The sequence below is a fragment of the Bacteroides ilei genome (assembly GCF_900128495.1).
Taxonomy (GTDB): Bacteria; Bacteroidota; Bacteroidia; order Bacteroidales; family Bacteroidaceae; genus Phocaeicola; species Phocaeicola ilei.
The window spans coordinates 3,475,111-3,495,829 of the sequence record NZ_LT635801.1 but is presented as its reverse complement, the minus strand read 5'-3'; the positions used below and the strand labels follow the sequence as shown (position 1 = coordinate 3,495,829).

At 43.7% G+C, this 20,719-nt stretch carries 18 protein-coding genes and 2 tRNA genes; 14 read left to right on the top strand and 6 right to left on the bottom strand.

Annotated features, from left to right (window positions below; translation table 11 throughout):
- Positions 1-219 precede the first annotated feature (219 nt).
- The gene (locus tag BQ7489_RS14990) at positions 220-771 is read left to right on the top strand and encodes a hypothetical protein (protein WP_162617823.1); all 552 of its coding nucleotides are present in this window, start codon (positions 220-222) and stop codon (positions 769-771) included.
- Between the two features lie 223 nt (positions 772-994).
- The gene (locus BQ7489_RS14985; RefSeq protein WP_072531729.1) at positions 995-1,903 is read left to right on the top strand and encodes an AEC family transporter; all 909 of its coding nucleotides are present in this window, start codon (positions 995-997) and stop codon (positions 1,901-1,903) included.
- 158 nt (positions 1,904-2,061) lie between these two features.
- On the opposite strand, the gene BQ7489_RS14980 is transcribed toward BQ7489_RS14985, so the two are convergent.
- Positions 2,062-2,730, bottom strand: coding sequence for a bifunctional 4-hydroxy-2-oxoglutarate aldolase/2-dehydro-3-deoxy-phosphogluconate aldolase (locus tag BQ7489_RS14980; RefSeq protein ID WP_072531728.1), 669 nt, complete (start codon positions 2,728-2,730; stop codon positions 2,062-2,064).
- A gap of 35 nt (positions 2,731-2,765) precedes the next feature.
- Entirely contained in the window at positions 2,766-3,788 is a 1,023-nt protein-coding gene (locus BQ7489_RS14975) for a sugar kinase (RefSeq protein ID WP_072531727.1), read from the bottom strand.
- Positions 3,789-4,014: 226 nt separating this feature from the next.
- Between BQ7489_RS14975 and BQ7489_RS14970 the strand changes: the two genes are divergently transcribed.
- The 3 genes from BQ7489_RS14970 (at position 4,015) to BQ7489_RS14960 (ending at position 8,167) form a co-directional block, all read left to right on the top strand.
- Positions 4,015-5,094 carry a LacI family DNA-binding transcriptional regulator gene (locus tag BQ7489_RS14970; RefSeq protein WP_072531726.1) on the top strand — a complete coding sequence of 360 codons (1,080 nt, stop codon included), beginning with the start codon at positions 4,015-4,017 and terminating at the stop codon, positions 5,092-5,094.
- A gap of 28 nt (positions 5,095-5,122) precedes the next feature.
- Positions 5,123-6,613 (top strand): UxaA family hydrolase, encoded by a 1,491-nt coding sequence (locus BQ7489_RS14965; protein WP_072531725.1) that lies wholly within the window; start codon positions 5,123-5,125, stop codon positions 6,611-6,613.
- Positions 6,614-6,862: 249 nt separating this feature from the next.
- Positions 6,863-8,167, top strand: coding sequence for a Na+/H+ antiporter NhaC family protein (locus tag BQ7489_RS14960; protein ID WP_072531724.1), 1,305 nt, complete (start codon positions 6,863-6,865; stop codon positions 8,165-8,167).
- Between the two features lie 89 nt (positions 8,168-8,256).
- On the opposite strand, the gene BQ7489_RS14955 is transcribed toward BQ7489_RS14960, so the two are convergent.
- Both BQ7489_RS14955 and BQ7489_RS14950 read right to left on the bottom strand, forming a co-directional pair.
- Positions 8,257-8,330, bottom strand: a tRNA-Arg gene (locus BQ7489_RS14955).
- Positions 8,331-8,338: 8 nt separating this feature from the next.
- A tRNA-Asp gene (locus BQ7489_RS14950) sits at positions 8,339-8,412 on the bottom strand.
- Between the two features lie 253 nt (positions 8,413-8,665).
- Here BQ7489_RS14950 and hisH point away from each other — a divergent pair.
- The 8 genes from hisH (at position 8,666) to BQ7489_RS14910 (ending at position 16,182) form a co-directional block, all read left to right on the top strand.
- Positions 8,666-9,256 carry an imidazole glycerol phosphate synthase subunit HisH gene (gene hisH, locus BQ7489_RS14945; protein WP_072531723.1) on the top strand — a complete coding sequence of 197 codons (591 nt, stop codon included), beginning with the start codon at positions 8,666-8,668 and terminating at the stop codon, positions 9,254-9,256.
- Between the two features lie 28 nt (positions 9,257-9,284).
- Positions 9,285-10,004 carry a 1-(5-phosphoribosyl)-5-[(5-phosphoribosylamino)methylideneamino]imidazole-4-carboxamide isomerase gene (hisA, locus tag BQ7489_RS14940; RefSeq protein ID WP_072531722.1) on the top strand — a complete coding sequence of 240 codons (720 nt, stop codon included), beginning with the start codon at positions 9,285-9,287 and terminating at the stop codon, positions 10,002-10,004.
- Positions 10,005-10,016: 12 nt separating this feature from the next.
- Positions 10,017-10,772 carry an imidazole glycerol phosphate synthase subunit HisF gene (hisF, locus tag BQ7489_RS14935; RefSeq protein WP_072531721.1) on the top strand — a complete coding sequence of 252 codons (756 nt, stop codon included), beginning with the start codon at positions 10,017-10,019 and terminating at the stop codon, positions 10,770-10,772.
- 16 nt (positions 10,773-10,788) lie between these two features.
- Positions 10,789-11,415, top strand: a complete 627-nt coding sequence (hisIE, locus tag BQ7489_RS14930; RefSeq protein ID WP_262483202.1) for a bifunctional phosphoribosyl-AMP cyclohydrolase/phosphoribosyl-ATP diphosphatase HisIE — start codon at positions 10,789-10,791, stop codon at positions 11,413-11,415.
- A gap of 12 nt (positions 11,416-11,427) precedes the next feature.
- Positions 11,428-12,108 (top strand): cell division ATP-binding protein FtsE, encoded by a 681-nt coding sequence (locus BQ7489_RS14925; RefSeq protein WP_072531719.1) that lies wholly within the window; start codon positions 11,428-11,430, stop codon positions 12,106-12,108.
- Between the two features lie 121 nt (positions 12,109-12,229).
- Entirely contained in the window at positions 12,230-13,549 is a 1,320-nt protein-coding gene (locus BQ7489_RS14920; protein ID WP_072531718.1) for an aspartate kinase, read from the top strand.
- A 123-nt stretch (positions 13,550-13,672) separates the two neighbouring features.
- A complete protein-coding gene (lysA, locus tag BQ7489_RS14915; RefSeq protein ID WP_072531717.1) occupies positions 13,673-14,833 on the top strand; it encodes a diaminopimelate decarboxylase in 1,161 nt (386 codons plus the stop codon).
- A gap of 191 nt (positions 14,834-15,024) precedes the next feature.
- Complete coding sequence (locus BQ7489_RS14910) at positions 15,025-16,182, top strand: glycosyltransferase (RefSeq protein WP_072531716.1); 1,158 nt, start codon at positions 15,025-15,027, stop codon at positions 16,180-16,182.
- A gap of 33 nt (positions 16,183-16,215) precedes the next feature.
- Here the strand turns inward: BQ7489_RS14910 and BQ7489_RS17595 are convergent, their stop codons facing one another.
- A complete protein-coding gene (locus BQ7489_RS17595) occupies positions 16,216-18,408 on the bottom strand; it encodes a DUF5686 family protein (protein WP_072532223.1) in 2,193 nt (730 codons plus the stop codon).
- Between the two features lie 118 nt (positions 18,409-18,526).
- Here BQ7489_RS17595 and BQ7489_RS14900 point away from each other — a divergent pair, with 118 nt between their 5' ends.
- Complete coding sequence (locus BQ7489_RS14900) at positions 18,527-19,228, top strand: Crp/Fnr family transcriptional regulator (RefSeq protein ID WP_072531715.1); 702 nt, start codon at positions 18,527-18,529, stop codon at positions 19,226-19,228.
- Positions 19,229-19,472: 244 nt separating this feature from the next.
- Here the strand turns inward: BQ7489_RS14900 and BQ7489_RS14890 are convergent, their stop codons facing one another.
- Positions 19,473-20,717, bottom strand: a complete 1,245-nt coding sequence (locus BQ7489_RS14890) for an ABC transporter permease (RefSeq protein ID WP_072531713.1) — start codon at positions 20,715-20,717, stop codon at positions 19,473-19,475.
- Positions 20,718-20,719 lie beyond the last annotated feature (2 nt).

The window sequence follows — 20,719 nt, the reverse complement described above, 5'->3', positions numbered from 1 at the left end:
CCCTAAAATTAGGTTGCAAATTTATAAGAAAAATACATATTCAAAAAACATTTTAAGCTAATATTCAGGACATATTTAATTTTATTAGAGAACAAAGAAACGTTGCATCCACAAAAGAATCGTACGGTCATTAAATAAAAAGAGAAGCATAAAGACTTGTATATTTTCACTGAATTGTTACATTTGCATTATACAAATTCATCCTATCAAACCAAACTCATGAAACAAAAGACCCGAATATCCATTCTCATCATATTGGTGGCAGCGATTGTACTGATTGCATGTTATAGCTTGGGATTCACCAGCAATTACATAGACCTGATCATATGTGCCATTATCATCGCAACACTAGGATACTGGAAATATTGTAACCGGCAGAGAAGCAAAGTTCTGGCCGACGATGCCCGTAGACTTTATCTCATGTTAGGAGGAACAGCCGATGTAAGCAAACTTACAAACGAGTTTAGCCTGGCTGTAAACCAAACCATCTGTCAGTTCATCGTATCCCCGAAAGACGGACTGGTAAAAGTTAATTGCCTCTTCACATTGGCTAAAGAAAAATCGAATACCACAAATGAATGCCTGAAAAAGGCAATCCGAAAATTCCAGGAAAAAAACACTTACTGGGAAGACCGGATCAAATTAGTCTGGAAAAATCTTCCAGACCGTCAATTTGCCGGTACCATCACTTTGGAATGGGATACAGAACTCGACAACAAGGAACTCGACACTATATCTGCATTTTTAAAAGAAGTATCAGCCAGTATATGAAAAAGATTCCAAACAAGAGCCCAATTATTTTATATTCATCCTCTACAATTCCCGATTGGACAAGAATACAGGCCCGTTTATCAAAAACTGTTTTTAATAAAACATTCCTTATGCCAGACAATAAAAATCCAATAAACCAGTAGAACAGGTATACAAAATAAAGCGTTAACTTTGCAGCCGGAATTTAATGTAGTTTTTTCAGAAACAACTTAAAAAAAGCTCTATGAACGCAATTGTCTCACAGATGATCATATTGTTCATCATTGTCATCGTCGGATATTTTCTGACCAAGAAAAAGATGATGGACTCCGACTTTGACCGGAAATTATCAACGTTTGTCATCAACGTAACTTGCCCCTGCCTGATTCTTTCTTCTGTAATGGGCGACACACTCCCCGACAAACATCTTATCCTCCCCCTGTTGATTGTTGGCTTTGCCACTTATGTCCTACTTATTCTGGGAGCCTTTCTTATTCCACGATACCTGCCCATCCAAACAGAAGAAAGAGGAATTTACAGCTTTATGCTTGCCTTCGGCAATGTAGGCTTTATCGGCTACCCCATCGTAGCATCCATATTCGGAGCCAACGCCGTATTCTATGCCAGCATCCTGAACTTCCCAAGCACTCTATTGATATTTGTTTTCGGAACTCTTTTTGTAAGCGGTGGAAAAGACAAAATGAAATTCGATATTCACACATTGTACTGCCCCGCCATGATAGCCTCTTATTTATCCATCCTAATTGTGGCTACCGGATATAAGCTTCCCAATGTAATAAGTACCCCCTTCACTCTCCTGGGAAACATGACGGTACCTTCGGCCCTTCTTATCATCGGTTCATCAATAGCGCAAATCCCTATCAAACGCATGTTCGGATCAACCGGTATCTACCTGATGGCCGCTTTACGGCTAATCATTGTTCCACTGATCATTCTATACCTCTCACGCCTGTGCCGTGTAGACTCCACTATAAATGACATCAACACCATTCTTTGCGCCATGCCTGTAGCCTCATACGGAACATTATTCTGCATCCAATACGGCAAGGGTGAAACCACCATGGCACAAGGAACATTCCTTACCACTCTACTGTCGGTAATAAGCATTCCCTTACTCACTTTATTTCTATGAGCCATCTCTATCCTACATGTCAAATACCAACCGCTTCTGTCCTGCAAAAAAATAAAGCACAAGGTCTATAAAAAGAGAATGCGTCGGAATGTATGTCACCATGCATCCGACGCTCTCACTTTATACACCTTTAAACAAAATGAACTTTTTCAGAAAATTTATTTGCGGGCCTCTGCTATATAACCCAAAGCTTCCTTACATTTATCAGTAATGTAAGCCCAGTCTTCAGCAGCTACCTTATCTTTCGGGAACAACTTGGAACCCATACCTACGCAGAATACACCAGCTTTAATCCATGAAGTCAAGTTCTCTTGAGTCGGTTCAACACCGCCTGTAACCATCAACTTAGACCATGGCATCGGAGCCAACATACCTTTCACCAATTTAGGACCCAAAACATCACCCGGGAAAATCTTACAAAGGTCGCAACCCAATTCCTGTGCGAAACCTACCTCTGATACACTGCCACAACCCGGAGTGTAAGGAACCAGACGACGGTTACATACCTTTGCAATTTCAGGATTGAACAACGGACCTACCACGAAATTAGCCCCTAACTGAATGTACAACGCAGCCGTAGCAGGATCAACTACAGAACCTACACCCATTGCCATTTCAGGACACTCCTTTGCAGCGAACTTAACCACTTCGGCAAATACCTCATGAGCAAAGTCACCACGGTTAGTAAACTCGAAAGCACGTACGCCGCCATCATAGCAAGCCTTAACCACTTTCTTTGCAATTTCTACATCTTTGTGATAGAAGACAGGAACCATACCGGTTGATCCTATCTTTTCCAACACTGCGATTTTGTCAAATTTAGCCATTTTCTATAACCTTAGTTATTTTTCTTTCATATTAATTATCTCTGTACACGACCGCTTGCATCACCACCAGCCAAAGCTTCAACTTCTTCTGCAGAAACCAGATTGAAGTCGCCGTTGATAGTATGCTTTAATGCAGAAGCTGCAACTGCAAATTCCAAAGCCGCACCTTGGTTAGGTTTAGTCAACAGACCGTGGATAATACCACCAGAGAATGAATCACCGCCACCTACACGGTCTACAATCGGATTGATATCATAACGTTTTGAAGTATAGAATTCTTCACCGTTATAAATCATAGCTTTCCATCCATTATGAGTTGCAGAGAAAGATTCACGCAAAGTGGAGATTACATATTTAAACCCGAATTCCTTGGCCATAGCCTTGAAAATACCTTTATATCCTTCAGCATCAGTCTTACCTCCTTCTACGTCAGCGTCCGGCTTGAATCCCAAGCAAAGTTCGGCATCTTCCTCGTTACCTATACAAACATCAACATATTTCATCAAAGGACGCATGATTGACTGGGCTTTTTCCTTTGTCCATAATTTCTTACGGAAATTCAAGTCGACAGACACAGTCACACCGTGACGTTTTGCAGCTTCACAAGCCAATTTGGTAAGTTCAGCGGCCTTATCGGAAATAGCCGGAGTAATACCAGACCAATGGAACCAGTCAGCTCCTTCCATAATAGCGTCAAAATCAAAATCAGAAGGATCAGCCTCAGCAATTGCAGAATGGGCACGGTCATAAATAACCTTGCTAGGACGCATAGACGCACCCGTCTCCAAATAATAGATACCTACACGGTCGCCACCACGAGCGATAAAATCTGTCTTCACACCATATTTACGCAAAGCATTTACTGCAGCCTGACCGATTTCATGTTTCGGCAATTTTGTTACAAAATATGCATCATGACCATAGTTAGCGCAACTTACCGCAACATTTGCTTCACCACCACCGTAAACAACATCGAAATTATCAGACTGAACAAAACGAGTGTTTCCAGGAGTTGACAGTCTCAACATGATTTCGCCTAAAGTAACAATTTTTCCCATTGTAGATTATTTTTTTACTATTTATAAAATAAGTTTGTTTGAAAAATCCTTCCGGGTGCCAACTTATTCCAAATCTTGACATTTTATTGGAATATCCATTTTGTGCACGCACACAAAGGTACGATTTATTTTTGAAATACCAAAAAAAGTTATATATTTGTATCGATTTTTTTTAATAGGCAATCAAATGCTGCCACAGCATATAAATTAAGGTATAGAAAGGTCTATGAACAAGCAATCGGAAAGAGTAAGAATCAAGGATATAGCACAGCTTGCCGGAGTATCCGTAGGAACTGTGGACCGCGTACTTCATGACCGGTCGGGAGTTTCAAAAGCCAGCCGGAAAAAAGTAGAAGAAATACTGAAACAACTCGACTATCAGCCGAACATGTATGCCAGCGCCCTTGCATCGAACCGAAAATACACATTTGCCTGCCTGTTGCCCTCGCACTCGGCAGGCGATTATTGGGAAGATGTGGAGAACGGAATGCAACAGGCAATGAAAGCCTTTTCGGACTTCCAGATTTCACTGATAACGGAATATTACGACCAATATGAGTTCGGTGCATTCGTGGCGGCCAGCAACATACTGACGGAAGTCCAACCGGACGGATACATCATTGTCCCTACCATCGAACCCGAAACTGAAGAAGTGATACGCAGGCTAAAAGCACAAGAAATACCTTATGTCTTTATTGACTTCAATATTCCCCGACTGGAGCCTCTCACATTTTACGGACAAAATGCCCGCCAAAGCGGATATTTTGCAGCCCGTATCATGCAAATGTTGATGCGTGACAGCTCCGATCTGGTAATATTCAGACAAATTAACGAGGGAAGACTCGGTTCCAGCCAACAGCTCAAACGGGAAGAAGGTTTCCAGACTTTTATGCAGGAACATAACCCACATATAAAGATAATGGAACTCAACCTATACGCCAAACAGCCGAAAGAAGATGAAGGGATATTGGACCGTTTTTTCCAAGAACATCCTGATATCCATTATGGCATTACCTTCAATTCAAAAGCCTACATCATAGGCGAATATATGCTCAAGCATGAAAGACACGACTTCCACCTGATGGGATACGACTTGTTGGGCAGGAATGTAGCCTGTCTGAGAGAAGGGCTGATTGACTTTATCATCGCCCAACAACCAACCTTACAGGGATATAGCTGTGTGGAAAGCCTATGCAACCACCTCATCCTGAAAAAGAAGGTCAAGGAGTGTAATTATATGCCCATCAACCTGCTGTCTATAGATAACATAGATTTTTATCTTGACGCACACCGAAACAATGACTAACCCAGAAATCATACTAACATAATAACTTATGGAAAAAACTTATTTGAAAATCAATCCGGCAGACAACGTAGCTGTAGCCATCTCGGCATTGAAAGCCGGCGAAACCATCAATGTAGACGGACAGGAAATCACACTCAAGACAGATGTCCCCGCAGGTCATAAAGTAACCTTGAAGGACTTCAAGGAGGGTGAGAACATCATCAAATATGGTTACCCCATCGGACACGCCATCAAAGAGGTGCCGCAAGGGAGTTGGATCTGTGAAAAAGAAATCAAGACCAACCTGGCTGGCCTGTTGGACTACACTTATAATCCGGTAGAGGTAAAACTGGATATTCCACAGGAAAACCTTACGTTTAAAGGATACCGCCGTAAGAACGGTGATGTGGGAATCCGTAACGAAATATGGATCATCCCTACCGTAGGTTGTGTAAACGGCATTGTAAACCAGCTCGCCGAGGCTCTTCGCCGTGAAACCAATGAAGAAGGTATCGACGCCATCATGGCGTTCCCGCATAATTACGGTTGCTCACAGCTGGGCGATGACCATGAAAATACAAAAAAGATACTGCGTGACATGGTGCTCCACCCTAATGCAGGAGCTGTACTGGTAGTAGGATTGGGATGCGAAAACAACCAACCCGATATTTTCCGCGAATTCATCGGAAAGTATGATGAAGAGCGAATCAAGTTCCTAGTAGCACAGAAAGTGGATGACGAATTCGAAGAAGGTATGAAGATATTGCGTGAACTGTACGCCAAATGCAAACAGGATGTACGCGTAGATATTCCATTGTCCGAACTTCGTGTCGGATTGAAATGCGGTGGATCCGATGGTTTCTCCGGCATTACAGCAAACCCGTTGTTAGGCATGTTCTCCGATTTTCTGATTGCACAAGGAGGAACTTCAGTACTGACAGAAGTTCCGGAAATGTTCGGGGCTGAAACTATCCTGATGAACCGCTGCAAGACTCCGGAACTGTTTGACAAAACTGTACACCTGATAAATGACTTCAAAGAGTATTTCCTGTCACATGGCGAACCTGTAGGTGAAAACCCTTCACCGGGTAACAAGGCTGGCGGTATCTCCACCCTTGAAGAAAAAGCGTTGGGCTGTACCCAGAAATGCGGGAAAAGTTATGTATCAGGGGTAATGCCTTATGGTGAACGCCTGCAGACCAAAGGACTGAATCTGCTGTCTGCTCCAGGAAACGACTTAGTAGCCGCTACTGCATTGGCTTCATGCGGCTGTCACATGGTATTGTTTACAACCGGCCGAGGAACGCCGTTCGGAACATATGTACCTACCATGAAAATTTCTACGAATTCACGTCTGGCTGCCCATAAACCAGGATGGATTGACTTCAATGCAGGTGTTATCGTAGAACATGAACCGATGGAAGAAACATGTAAACGTTTTATCGACTATGTTATCCGTGTAGCAAGCGGCGAATGGGTGAACAACGAAAAGAAAGGATACCGTGAAATAGCCATTTTCAAGACTGGCGTAACCTTGTAATCCGATTCTAGAAAAAATTATCCTTTTCTATCATAACACATTACAAAAAGGGTATAGACTACCAAAGCCATAACCGGCATTTCCTCGGAGTCTATACCCTTTCAATTTTCCCTTGAAAGCATCATTCCACTTCTTCATTTTAAAGGACATTCCCCCTTGATGTCTGTGTATAAAACGCTATCTTTGCAACTGTTTATCTTACAGGCCACAAGCCAAACCCACTGCAAAACAAACAAAAGAACTTCAAGAATGAATTCGAACAAACTCACAACGATAACAAACAAACCTAACGGATGGGCACTGACACCGCTTGTAGTATTCCTCTGCCTATACCTGATAACATCACTTATAGTCAATGATTTCTATAAGGTACCCATTACAATAGCATTTCTTGTGGCATCGGTCTATGCTGTGGCTACCACCAAAGGACTCAGCCTCAACGACCGCATTTTCCAATATTCATCAGGGGCTGCCAACAAAAATATCATGATCATGATCTGGATATTCATCCTGGCAGGTGCTTTTGCACAATCGGCTAAGGCCATGGGAGCCATTGATGCCACAGTCAACCTTACACTGACCCTACTGCCCGACAATTTGCTGCTGGCCGGCATTTTCCTGGCTTCATGCTTCATATCATTATCAATAGGGACATCGGTCGGCACCATCGTGGCCCTCACTCCGGTAGCTGCAGGCATCGCGATGAAAACAGGGGTAGATCTCCCCTTCATGACAGCCCTGGTAATAGGAGGCGCTTTCTTTGGAGACAACCTCTCCTTTATATCCGATACAACCATAGCCGCTACGCGTACACAGAACTGTGTGATGCGCGACAAATTCAGAGTCAACTTTATGATAGCCCTTCCTGCCGCTTTGCTGGTTTTCGGATACTATATCATTTATGGCATGCAGATTGAAACCACAGCTGCGGTACAGAACATTGAATGGATCAAGGTTATCCCCTACATTATCGTATTAGGAACAGCCGTTGCCGGCATGAATGTAACCCTGGTATTGCTGTTAGGTATTATTTCCAGCGGAATTATCGGAATAATATACGGCAGTTTCGATATCTTCGGATGGTTCAATGCCATGGGAGAAGGCATGACGGGTATGGGGGAACTCATCATCATTACCTTGATGGCTGGAGGCATGCTGGAACTGATCCGCTTCAACGGAGGAATTGACTATATCATACGCAAACTGACACGACATGTAAAAAACAAACGTGGAGCAGAATTCAGTATAGCCGCTCTGGTAAGTCTGGCCAACTTCTGTACGGCAAATAATACCATTGCCATCATAACCGTAGGCCCGTTAGCCAACAACATCGCTGAAAAATATAGAATAGATAAAAGGAAAAGCGCCAGTATATTAGATACTTTCTCATGTGTCATACAAGGAATTATCCCTTACGGTGCACAGATGCTGATAGCCGCAGAACTCACCCACCTGTCACCGCTCAGCATCATCGGATACCTCTATTACCCTATGGTACTAGGCATTGTATCGATTCTAAGTATATTATTCCGGTATCCGAAAAGATATTCGTGAAAATACCTTTAATAAAAGGTACACAAAGAAAAGGGCTAAAAAATAAGGAAGTCCCCACTTATTCAAGCTTGGAACTTCCTTATATCATGTGATTCCGCTGCGATTCGAACGCAGGACCCACGCCTTAGAAGGGCGTTGCTCTATCCAGCTGAGCTACGGAACCATCCTCAGCGGTGCGTACGGGACTCGAACCCGTGACCCCATGCGTGACAGGCATGTATTCTAACCAACTGAACTAACGCACCAATATGTTTTGGTTTCACTTGCAATCTTTCCCGATTGCGGATGCAAAGGTACAACATTTTTTTTAACCTGCAATAGCTGATTGAAAATTTTCTTTCCGCTTTCTTCTTATTGATCCGAAACATTCAATTCAAAGTGCATAAAAAACCAATAACTTGTCAGAGCTTCAAGTAAAAGAATAACTTTCTGTTATAAATACTAGCAAGTAAACAATAATTAGTTATTTTTGCATTTCCAAGAAACAAACAAAAAAGAATGAAGGTAGCCATCATAAAATACAATGCAGGCAATATCTTTTCGGTCGATTACGCTCTCCGCCGTTTAGGGGTGGAACCGGTAATCACTGCCGACCGGGAAACATTGCAGAAAGCCGACAAGGTAATATTTCCCGGTGTAGGTGAAGCCAAAAACACCATGGAATACCTGCACGCCAACAATTTGGACACATTGATAAAAGAGTTGAAACAACCTGTACTAGGCATTTGCCTAGGGATGCAGCTGATGTGCAGACATTCGGAAGAAGGCAATGTAGACTGCCTAGGTATATTCGACACAGATGTGAAACGCTTCCGCCCGCAACGCCACGAAGACAAAGTACCGCACATGGGGTGGAATACAATTGACCAAACCAACAGCGGACTATTCAAAGGTTTCGACAAGGAAGAGTTCGTATATTTCGTACATAGCTATTATGTACCTCTGAACGAATTTACCGCTGCACAGACCGACTATATACTTCCTTACAGCTCTGCGCTGCACAAGGATAATTTCTACGCCACCCAGTTCCATCCTGAAAAGAGCGGGAAAACAGGCGAAAAGATACTGACCAACTTTCTGGAACTATAAATAAAATAATTAGTTAATACGATTGAATATGATTGAACTTATTCCGGCCATCGACATCATCGACGGTAAATGCGTACGCCTGTCACAAGGCGATTACGGGTCAAAAAAAGTATATAATGAAAATCCGGTAGAAGTAGCTAAGGATTTTGAGGCTCATGGCATACGCCGTCTGCACATTGTCGACTTGGACGGAGCCGCTTCACATCATATCATCAACTATAAGATACTCGACCAGATAGCCGGACACACTTCACTGATTATTGATTTCGGTGGAGGTATAAAAAGTGATGAAGACCTGGTCATCGCCTTCGAAAACGGGGCCCAGATGGCTACCATCGGAAGTGTAGCAGTAAAGGATCCGGAATTGTTCAACTCCTGGCTTACCCGATACGGCAGTGAAAAAATCATATTGGGAGCCGATGTCAAAGACAACAGGATAGCGGTAAATGGCTGGAAAGAAGAAAGTCCGATGGAACTGATGCCATTTCTAAAAAGCTATACAGAAAAAGGTGTTACCAAAGTTCTTTGTACCGATATCAGTTGTGACGGTATGCTGGAAGGTCCTTCCATTCCACTTTATAAGGATATCATTACGGAATTTCCCGACCTGCATCTGATAGCAAGCGGTGGAGTAAGCAGTCTGGACGATATCCGGAAGCTGGACGAAGCAGGAATCCCGGCCGTAGTGTTCGGAAAGGCTTTATATGAAGGCAGAATCTCACTCAAGGATCTGGTCTGCTATCTCTAAACATGAAAGATTATGCTAGCAAAACGAATTATACCCTGTCTTGACATCAAAAACGGACAAACCGTTAAAGGGACAAATTTTGTCAACCTCCGTGAAGCGGGCGATCCCGTCGAACTGGGCAAGGCTTACAGTGACCAGGGTGCCGACGAACTGGTATACCTTGACATAACCGCCAGTTTTGAAGGCCGAAAGACCTTTACCGATCTGGTAAAGCGCATAGCCGCCCATATCAGTATTCCGTTCACGGTTGGTGGAGGGATCCATGAATTAAGTGATGTGGACCGTCTGCTAAGCGCCGGAGCCGACAAAGTGTCAATCAATTCATCAGCCATCAGAAATCCGAAACTGATTGATGAAATAGCGGGTCATTTCGGCTCGCAAGTATGCGTAGTGGCCATCGATGCCCGCCAAACGGAAAATGGATGGAAGTGCTATCTGAACGGCGGACGTGTGGAAACCGACCGTTACCTGTTCGACTGGGCAAAAGAAGCCAACGAACGCGGTGCCGGAGAAATCCTGTTCACCAGCATGGACCATGACGGAGTGAAAAACGGATATGCCAATGAAGCACTGGCCACTCTCAGCAATACACTCTCTATCCCGGTTATCGCATCAGGCGGCGCCGGAAAGAAAGAGCACTTCAAGGATACATTTATTTACGGAAAAGCCGACGCCGCACTGGCTGCCAGTGTTTTTCATTTCGGTGAAATACAGATTCCCGATTTAAAGTCGTATCTTCGTGCAGAAGGCATTAATGTAAGAATTTAAACGTGATAACAGAACAATTAAACAATATACAATGGAAATAGATTTTGACAAAATGAACGGACTTGTTCCGGCCATCATCCAAGATAGCTATACACAAAAGGTATTGATGTTAGGATTCATGAATAAGGAAGCGTATGAAAAGACAGTGGAAACTCAAAAGGTCACCTTCTACAGTCGTACCAAACAACGTCTGTGGACTAAAGGCGAACAGAGTGGAAACTTTCTGCATGTAGTTTCCATCCAAAATGATTGCGACAATGACACTCTGCTGATCAAAGTACATCCCGACGGACCAGTATGTCACACTGGCACAGATACCTGCTGGGGAGAAAAGAACGAACAGGATATTATGTTTCTGAAAGAACTGCAAGACTTTATCGACAAGCGTCACCAGGAAATGCCGGAAAAGTCATACACCACCAGCCTGTTCAAGTCGGGTGTGAACAAGATGGCACAGAAAGTAGGTGAAGAAGCCGTAGAAACAGTCATCGAGGCCTGCAACGGAACCGATGAACGTCTTATCTATGAAGGAGCCGACTTGCTTTACCACCTGATAGTGCTGTTGACATCGAAAGGTTATCGCATAGAAGATCTGGCAAGAGAACTGAAAGAACGTCACAGTGACACCTGGAAAAAACATTAAACCATTACCGGCATGACAGAACTACCTCTTATCTTATATAAAGGAGTGACGATCAACCAGCAGGAACTGACTGTCCTTCAAGGTGTGGACTTCAAGTTGGAAAAGGGAGAATTTGTCTATCTGATCGGCAAAGTGGGAAGCGGAAAATCAACATTCCTGAAAACCATATACGGAGAACTGGAAATAGCCGAAGGAGAAGCTACCGTGTTGGGATACAACATGCGTACCATCAAGCGCAAACATATCGCCGCCTTGAGAAGAAAACTTGGTATCGTATTCCAGGATTTCCAGCTTCTGACCGACCGTACCGTGCACGACAACCTGCAATTCGTACTGAAGGCCACCGGATGGAAACAGAAAAACGACATCGAAAACCGTATTGAAGAAGTTCTGAAGCTGGTAGGTATGGAAAATAAAGGCTATAAAATGCCCAATGAACTTTCAGGAGGAGAACAACAGCGTATCGTCATCGCACGGGCTATCCTGAATAGACCCGAGATTATACTGGCCGACGAACCTACCGGAAACCTGGACGTAGAAACAGGAAAAAACATCGTCAAACTGCTCCGGGAAATCTGCCGGCAAGGTTCTGCCATCATCATGACTACCCATAACCTCAACCTGCTGAAAGAATATCCAGGTAAAGTATTCTGTTGCGCAAACCACCACCTGACAGAAACGACAGAATACTAAAAAAACGAAAAGACAGAGATTTTACTTTTAAAAGTTAAAAAGTAGATAAAAAACTTTGTATCTTTGCGCAAATAATAAAGAAAACAATATATTTTAGAACAATTAAAATTCGAAACCAGAAATGAAAGTTTTAAAGTTTGGAGGAACATCGGTAGGCTCGGCACAGAGAATGAAAGATGTTGCCAAATTGATTACTGACGGCGAACAGAAGATTGTAGTCCTGTCTGCCATGTCAGGGACAACCAATACATTGGTAGAAATTTCGGATTATCTGTACAAGAAAAATCCAGAAGGTGCTAATGACATCATCAATAAGCTGGAAGCTAAATACAAGCAGCATATTGATGAACTCTATTCTACTGAAGAATACAAACAGAAGACTCTGGAATTCGTGAAATCAGTGTTCGACTATATCCGTTCCTATACCAAAGATATATTTACCCTGTTCGAAGAAAAAGTAATCCTGGCACAGGGTGAAATCATTTCAACCAACATGGTTACCAATTACCTGCAGGAACAAGGAGTGAAAGCCGTATTGATCCCTGCGTTGGAATTCATGCGTACAGACAAGAACAGCGAACCGGACTTGAACTACATCCGTGAAAAATTGCAGGCACAGCTGGAAGCAAATCCTGATTACGAAATTTATATTACACAAGGATTTATCTGCCGGAACGCTTACGGCGAAGTCGACAACCTGCAACGTGGCGGAAGTGACTATACCGCATCTTTGATAGGTGCAGCGATAAATGCATCCGAAATCCAGATATGGACAGACATCGACGGTATGCATGACAACGATCCGCGTATAGTTGAAAAAACTTCACCGGTACGCCACCTGCATTTCGAGGAAGCTGCAGAACTGGCTTACTTCGGCGCCAAAATCCTGCATCCTACCTGTGTACAGCCGGCCAAATACGCAAACATTCCGGTACGTCTGCTCAATACGATGGAACCGACTGCTCCCGGAACACTGATTTCAAATGAAACAGAAAAAGGCAAGATTAAAGCCGTTGCCGCAAAGGACAATATAACAGCCATCAAGATCAAATCAAGCCGTATGTTGCTGGCACACGGATTCCTGCGTAAAGTATTCGAAATATTCGAAAGCTACCAGACCGCCATTGATATGGTCTGCACTTCGGAAGTGGGCGTATCGATGTCGATAGACAATACAAAACACCTCAACGAAATTGTAAACGATCTGAAAAAATACGGAACCGTAACGGTAGACCACGACATGTGTATCGTTTGTGTTGTAGGTGATTTGGAATGGGAAAATGTAGGATTCGAAGCTAAGGCGCTGGATGCCATGCGTGATATTCCGGTACGTATGATCTCATACGGAGGCAGCAATTACAATATCTCATTCCTGATCCGTGAAGCAGACAAAAAGAAAGCGCTCCAATCTTTAAGCGATACATTATTTAACCATAAATAATATAGCAACGGCGGATAACATTCCGCTGGGGAAAAAGATACTTTGCAAAGCGGATGGTACGATTCCTTGAGTCGCGTCATCCGCTTTAGCTTCTTATATCATATCAATACAAAAAACAACTTTATGAAAGGAAAATTCCCTATTAATCAATTCCGTACGCTGGAAACTCCGTTCTACTATTACGATACGAACCTGCTGCGTGATACATTGAACGTTATCCGTACAGAAAGCGGCAAATACAACAAATTCTGTGTACATTACGCTGTCAAAGCCAATGCCAATCCTAAAATACTGAACATCATACGCGAAAGCGGACTGGGCGTGGACTGTGTAAGCGGAGGCGAAATCAAAGCCGCCATAAAAGCCGGATTTCCTCCCAGCAAGATTGTCTATGCCGGTGTAGGAAAGACCGACAAGGAAATCAATCTGGGACTGGATTATGACATATTCTGCTTCAACGTAGAATCTATCCCCGAATTGGAAGTCATCAACGAACTGGCTGCAGCCAAAGGCAAGATTGCACGTGTGGCCTTCCGCATCAATCCGAATGTAGGGGCACACACCCATGCAAACATCACAACCGGATTGGCTGAGAACAAATTCGGTATCAGCATGGAAGATATGGATCATGTCATTGACCTGGCATTGGAAATGGGAAACGTCAAATTTGTAGGGCTGCATTTCCACATCGGATCCCAGATTCTGGACATGGGCGATTTCGTAGCTCTTTGCAACCGTATAAACGAACTGCAGGAAAAGCTGTATGCCCGACAGATTATCGTAGAACACATCAATGTAGGTGGGGGTCTGGGTATAGACTACGCTCATCCTAACCGCCGCCCGATTCCTGACTTCGCCGAATATTTCGCCACTTATCACAAGCACCTGAAACTGCGTCCACAACAGACATTACATTTCGAACTGGGACGTTCGGTAGTTGGACAGTGTGGCAGTCTCATTACCAAAGTCACCTATGTAAAACAGGGTACAAACAAACAATTCGTAATCGTTGATGCAGGTATGACCGACCTGATCCGGCCGGCTCTCTACCAGGCATACCACAAGATTGAAAACATCACCTCGGAAGAACCTTCGGAAACATATGATGTAGTGGGGCCGATCTGTGAATCGTCGGATGTATTCGGCAAGGCCATCGATCTGAACAAGACCAAGCGCGGAGATCTGATTGCACTGCGTTCGGCTGGCGCCTATGGTGAAATCATGGCATCCTGCTATAATTGCCGTGAGCTTCCCAAAAGCTATACTTCGGATGAACTGATCTAGAAAAACGGATTCCAAATAAAGTATCAGATAAACTTGGACGGGAGAAGGATTTTACCGGATGACACATCACCGGTAAATATCCTTCTCCCTGTTCTATCTTCTATCGGTTATGATTCTCATTTTCTCAGACAGAAGTTATACCGGAATCGAAAAAATGCTCTATTTTTGCAGAGTTTTAGAAACAAAAAACAATGATGACATTCGATTTTTACCCCGAAACCTGTATTCTGACAGGAATATGCTGCATATTGTTTATCATCCAGCTCATTTACATTTTCTCCATCTACAACAAAATCCATAAACGCTGCAAAAACCCGCTCAAAGATATATCCGAAGAACTGCCACCTTTATCGGTACTTATTGTGACCAAAGACTCGGGTAATGCATTAAAAGAGAACCTTCCTGTTATCTTGGAACAGGATTACCCTGAATTCGAAGTCATTGTAGTCAACGACAAGTCGGCAGGAGAAGATGAAAATATTCTGAAACTGCTGGAGCAGAAGTATAAAAACCTATATCATACCTTCATCCCCGAAACAGCACGTTACGTAAGCCGTAAAAAACTGGGTATTGCCATGGGTATACGGGCAAGCCGCAACGAATGGCTGGTTGTGACCGAACCCAACTGCCGCCCGGTAAGCAACCAATGGCTGCGAAGCCTGGCCAGACAAATGACTCCACATACCGACATTGTATTAGGATACAGCAACTTCATGCCAAAGAAGGGCTGGTTTGCCAAAACTCTTGTTCTGGATATGTTCTTCCTGTCGGTACGTTACCTGGGAAGAGCCATTGCCGGAAGCCCTTACATGGGCATCGGACGAAACCTGGCATACCGTAAAAGTACCTATCAAAAGCACAAAGGTTTCTCCGACCATCTGCAGCTGCAACGGGGAGAGGACGACCTGTTCATCAATGCCGTAACCAATGAACGCAACACAAGAGTCGCAATAGAACCGGATAGCATTGTACGTATGCCTGTACCGCCATATAAACGAATCTGGTTGGAGGAAAAGATAGGCAGGATGGTAACCGGACACTATTACCAAGGCACGGCAAGACTGCTGAACAGTATAGAGACATGGACCTGTGGCCTGTTCCATCTGACATCACTTGCCGGAATCATAACTTCCATATACACCCAGCAATGGATTTTTGCAGGAATCATCCTCTTGCTATGGCTTGTCCGCTTTATCTGCGAAATGACTGTATTCCACCATACGGCAAAAGACCTGCAGGAAAACATGTGCTGCATCTTTCCCTGGTTTGACCTTGTACGGCCACTCTGGAGCCTGAAACGGCAGATACAGTACATATTCCACAGCAAAACTGATTATATGAGAAAATAAAAGCGGACAGAACCGGCCATTCTATTCCGGGCGTCATCTGTTGAAGAGCTCAAAGGTAAATTTACACCCCAGGGAAGTGAATTTACCTTTTTCATTTCCAATAAACACCCCGAAATCAAAGACATGCGTACCTATGCCATATCCCAATTCAAAGTAAGGATTCAAATGAGGCATAAACAGGATTCCGGCATAAATACGTTCCTTCTGGATAAATGAAAGCAACCGTCCTACCGGATACAACAACAGGAACGGGGTTTCGAAAGTCATGTTTCCACGGACATAATGGCGGGAAGCGTTGTACCAACGTCCGTCCAGCATCTGGAAAGTCCCTCCGATATCATCATTCCACCCTTGCGGAAGATTGATATTGGCAAAATCTACGTAATCCACAAAATACATGTCATCCTGGTTCGTAAAGAAACCGCTTCCCAAATGATACGCAAGCGTGTGTATATTATTGATACGGATTTTCTGTTCGGCCGACATCTCAAAACGTTCATATTTTCCGGAATTAGGAAGGATATCAAGACCCCGCTCATAATCGAAAACAAAGGTAGGATACCTGGAACCTACGTTGATTTTACGGTTACCATTGTAATAATAATACATTCCAGGAGTCCACTCCACTCTGACTCTGGGTGCAAAACTGTTATATCTCAGCCGGACACGCTCCGCCACTTCGGGAGTACCGTTTACAGCATTACGCCAATGCATGGAAATACCCATCCACAGATTCAGACCGTTTATAACCTCCAGGTTATGGGCCACGTTCAGATACACATCCTTGAAATAGTCCAGTTCCAGTCCTGTAAAACTGAATGCACTGTCGGGCATGGCATTCAGCTGGTCCAGTACCACACTACTGTAGATACGGTTACCGTTCCCCACATTGACGGTAATGGAGCCGTGTTTCCGCGGATTATATACAAATTCTCCGTCCAGTTTCGCGTAAAATTCCTTCTTTGTGAAATTATAACCGATCTGAGGCACCAGCCTCAACAGTTTCCCGTTATGGAACAGTTTGTTATATTTGAACACCTGCCTGTAGGAAATACCTCGGCGGTGACTGTAACTGACAAGAAGAGGATTGATCAACGGAGAACAGGTCACATTTCCCACACGAGAAAAATCGATGTCGTAACTGCTGATCAGGGCATCCCCTATCTGCCCCATGAACACCAGGTTCTTCTTCAGTTTCGTTTCCACCTGCATGGTATCGTCAACGTGTACCTCCCTCCGCTTGTCGAACGCCAGATACAGGCTGTCTTCCCAGTCGTCCAAAGGAAGGGGGCGGATACGCGCAAACGAATCCCGGTTCTGGATAAGACGGGTCGTATCGCAAGTCAGCGTATATGATTTCGACAGATTATATTTATCTTTCTTCAACCGGCCGAAATTCCAGTCGTTTTCCTTCCTGAACGAAACTTCCGAATAGTTCAGCCACCCGGTATATTTCATCTCCAGGTGGTTCCCTACAAACTTGAACACTACATCCAGGTTCAGCAGTTGGGGAAGGCATCGGGTTTCAGGAGTTTTTCCCATCTGCATGACAAGATGGAATGCCGTAAGATCGTATTTCCCTATAAAATCCATGTACCGTATATTCCAGTCGCTTGAAGAGATCCAGAAAAAACCTTCCAACAACTGTGTACTCCGATATCGGGGAATCACCCGGATCTTGTAGACTACTCCTTCCGACTGGTAATCGATAGAATCCAGCAGATAATTATAATGTATACTGGTACTTTTCGACAAAGGCGACAATATCTTGTCTTTCATCACCGAAGGAGAATAAATGTTGAAATGGATAAAGTCCATAATATCGAAAAAACGGCTGTTACCGCCAGGAAATGTAGTCTGTACCGCCCGGATCTTACGGTCGTATATATCGGGTGCCGTATAATGGAGCTCACTGAGTGATTCATGTATATAGTTGTCCACCCCCTTTTCAAAACGGAACATATAGGGGATATATTTAAGGATACGGTTCCTTTTATGTACCTGAAACCTTCCTTTCAGATACAGGTCGGCCTTGAACTCCTCCACCTCATTGGCATAAACCTGGGCCGAATAAAAAATATGTGACATGATGGAATCAGGAACAAACGGACGGTGCGGAACAGATGGCATATACTCGCTGGCCATTCCCCAAACCGAACATAGCGTCAGAAGCAACCACAAAACGATTCTGAGCCTTATTCCAGATATTCTCCTTGTCCGTTTCATATTTAAGGCAAATATATACAAATACCTTTATTATTAACCATATTTTTCAACGTTTATGACTAAGTTTTTAATTTTTTCTTTTTATCTTTGTGCTGGAAAACATGTTTCTACAGCATTTATGATTAAAAAGGATTTAACAGAAAGCGAGATTGCCGAAAGTATCCCCGACTTGTGGCAACCTCTGACCGAAGAACAACGTGCATATCTGGCACAAAATTTTACCATTCAAAAGTATAAGAAAAATGAAACCATCTATTGTGAAGGAGAAACTCCTTTCCACCTGATGTGTCTGCTGAACGGTAAAGTGAAAATCTATAAAGATGGAGTAGGAGGACGCAGTCAGATAATCCGGGTTATCAAGAACAAAGAGTATTTTGCCTATCGGGCTTATTTTGCAGAGGAAAATTTCGTAACAGCTGCAGCTGCTTTCGAACCATGTACCATCTGTCTGATTCCCATGCCGGTAATCATCAAACTGATTATGGAAAACAGTGAGCTGGCCATGTTCTTCATCAAGCAGCTTTCAAAAGACCTGGGGATTTCCGATGAACGTACTGTCAACCTTACACAAAAGCACATCCGGGGACGTCTGGCTGAATCCTTGCTGTTCCTGAAAGACACATATGGAGTGGAAGGCGACCAATGCACGCTGAGCATCTACCTTTCACGGGAAGATCTCGCCAACCTGTCGAACATGACTACTTCGAATGCCATCCGTACACTCTCCAATTTTGCGGCAGAAAAACTGATTATCATAGATGGACGCCGTATCAAGATTCTTGATGAAGAGAAATTAAAGAAAATCAGTAAAATAGGATAAATACACATTTTATTATTTTTTCACTGCATTGCCCTGAACAACCGCATTCTAGTGGTTGTTCAGGGCAATGCAGTGAAAACACCTTGGCATTTCATAAAAAGAAGAAGGTATTTTATCCCAATAAACAAGGAATCCTGAAGAAAACATCAAGATATTCTGGCACAAAGTTCATGAAGTTTCCCGAAAAAAACAAGTTCTTTTCGACGGGTATTCCAGAACTCTTCTTTCCATGCCCTTTATACGCTTATTCAAAACGGATGGAACGTGCAGGATGAATCCGACTGACCAGATAAGACGGACCTACCAGCATCACGACTGAAATGATCAGGGTACACACATTCAGCAGCAACCATATACCTACATTCAGTTCAATGGGGACAGTATCGACGTAATAGGTCTCCGGATCAAGCTTGATGATACCGAACCACGACTGTAAAAAGCAGAACAACAACCCGGCTACATTCCCCCAAAGCATCCCCTTTCTGATCAGGAATACAGAAAAAGAGAGAAAAATCTTACGGATGGAATTGTTGTCGGCTCCCAAAGCCTTCAATATACCGATCATATTGGTACGCTCCAATATCAGGATCAGCAATCCGGAAATCATGGTAAATCCGGCTACCCCGGTCATCAGAATCAAGATGACCCAAACATTCAGATCAAGCAGATCCAGCCATGCAAAAATCTGCGGATAAACTTCCTGAACCATACGCGAGAAATACTCATAACCCAGTTTGTCATGCCTGCCTTGCAATGAAAGCAACACTTGTTCATTGACTCTTTCATTCTGACTGAAATCGGGTACATCTATCTCCAGACCACTCACCTGCCCTTCTTCCCAATTGTTCAGACGGCACACGGTACGCAAATCCGTAATCAGGAACATATTGTCGTAAGTCGAAAAGTTCGTCTGGAAAATACCTGATATTGTCATTCTCCGTGCCCGGATATCGTCTTCCACATAATAGGTATAAAGCTTGTCGCCCACCTTCAATGAAAGTTTGTCGGCGATTGTCTTGGATACAAGTACTTCATTACTCGGCACACTGTCGGTAAAGTGCGGTATATCACCGCACACCAGACACTGTTTCAAAAATGTCATGTCATACTCCTGAGCCACGCCTTTAAGTACAATACCCTGAAAATTGTCGGAAGTCATAACCATCCCCGGCTTGGTAGCATAGCGCTGTACATGCCCCACTCCCGGAATAGCCTGCAATGCCCGCATCAGACTGTCATTACCTATAACAGGAGGCATCTCATACGACTGCACCTCCGTCAGACCGGTAACCAGAATATCCGAACTGATCCCCACGACCTTATCCCTTACCTGATGTTTGAATCCGGTAACAACAGCCACCGAGACGATCATGACGGCCAGCCCGATGGCAATGCCTGCCATAGCAATGCGTACGGCAGGCTTTGAAACTTCCTTTGCGCCCTCATTGCTTCTGTAGATGCGCCGGGCTATAAAAAGTTTCCAGTTCATCC

Excerpts from the sequence above, each read along its gene's own strand:
- BQ7489_RS14990 (WP_162617823.1), top strand. The coding sequence starts at position 220 with ATGAAACAAAAGACCCGAATATCCATTCTCATCATATTGGTGGCAGCG.
- BQ7489_RS14985 (WP_072531729.1), top strand. The coding sequence starts at position 995 with ATGAACGCAATTGTCTCACAGATGATCATATTGTTCATCATTGTCATC.
- BQ7489_RS14980 (WP_072531728.1), bottom strand. The coding sequence starts at position 2,730 with ATGGCTAAATTTGACAAAATCGCAGTGTTGGAAAAGATAGGATCAACC.
- BQ7489_RS14975 (WP_072531727.1), bottom strand. The coding sequence starts at position 3,788 with ATGGGAAAAATTGTTACTTTAGGCGAAATCATGTTGAGACTGTCAACT.
- BQ7489_RS14970 (WP_072531726.1), top strand. The coding sequence starts at position 4,015 with ATGAACAAGCAATCGGAAAGAGTAAGAATCAAGGATATAGCACAGCTT.
- BQ7489_RS14965 (WP_072531725.1), top strand. The coding sequence starts at position 5,123 with ATGGAAAAAACTTATTTGAAAATCAATCCGGCAGACAACGTAGCTGTA.
- BQ7489_RS14960 (WP_072531724.1), top strand. The coding sequence starts at position 6,863 with ATGAATTCGAACAAACTCACAACGATAACAAACAAACCTAACGGATGG.
- hisH (WP_072531723.1), top strand. The coding sequence starts at position 8,666 with ATGAAGGTAGCCATCATAAAATACAATGCAGGCAATATCTTTTCGGTC.
- hisA (WP_072531722.1), top strand. The coding sequence starts at position 9,285 with ATGATTGAACTTATTCCGGCCATCGACATCATCGACGGTAAATGCGTA.
- hisF (WP_072531721.1), top strand. The coding sequence starts at position 10,017 with ATGCTAGCAAAACGAATTATACCCTGTCTTGACATCAAAAACGGACAA.
- BQ7489_RS14925 (WP_072531719.1), top strand. The coding sequence starts at position 11,428 with ATGACAGAACTACCTCTTATCTTATATAAAGGAGTGACGATCAACCAG.
- BQ7489_RS14920 (WP_072531718.1), top strand. The coding sequence starts at position 12,230 with ATGAAAGTTTTAAAGTTTGGAGGAACATCGGTAGGCTCGGCACAGAGA.
- lysA (WP_072531717.1), top strand. The coding sequence starts at position 13,673 with ATGAAAGGAAAATTCCCTATTAATCAATTCCGTACGCTGGAAACTCCG.
- BQ7489_RS14910 (WP_072531716.1), top strand. The coding sequence starts at position 15,025 with ATGATGACATTCGATTTTTACCCCGAAACCTGTATTCTGACAGGAATA.
- BQ7489_RS17595 (WP_072532223.1), bottom strand. The coding sequence starts at position 18,408 with ATGAAACGGACAAGGAGAATATCTGGAATAAGGCTCAGAATCGTTTTG.
- BQ7489_RS14900 (WP_072531715.1), top strand. The coding sequence starts at position 18,527 with ATGATTAAAAAGGATTTAACAGAAAGCGAGATTGCCGAAAGTATCCCC.
- BQ7489_RS14890 (WP_072531713.1), bottom strand. The coding sequence starts at position 20,717 with ATGAACTGGAAACTTTTTATAGCCCGGCGCATCTACAGAAGCAATGAG.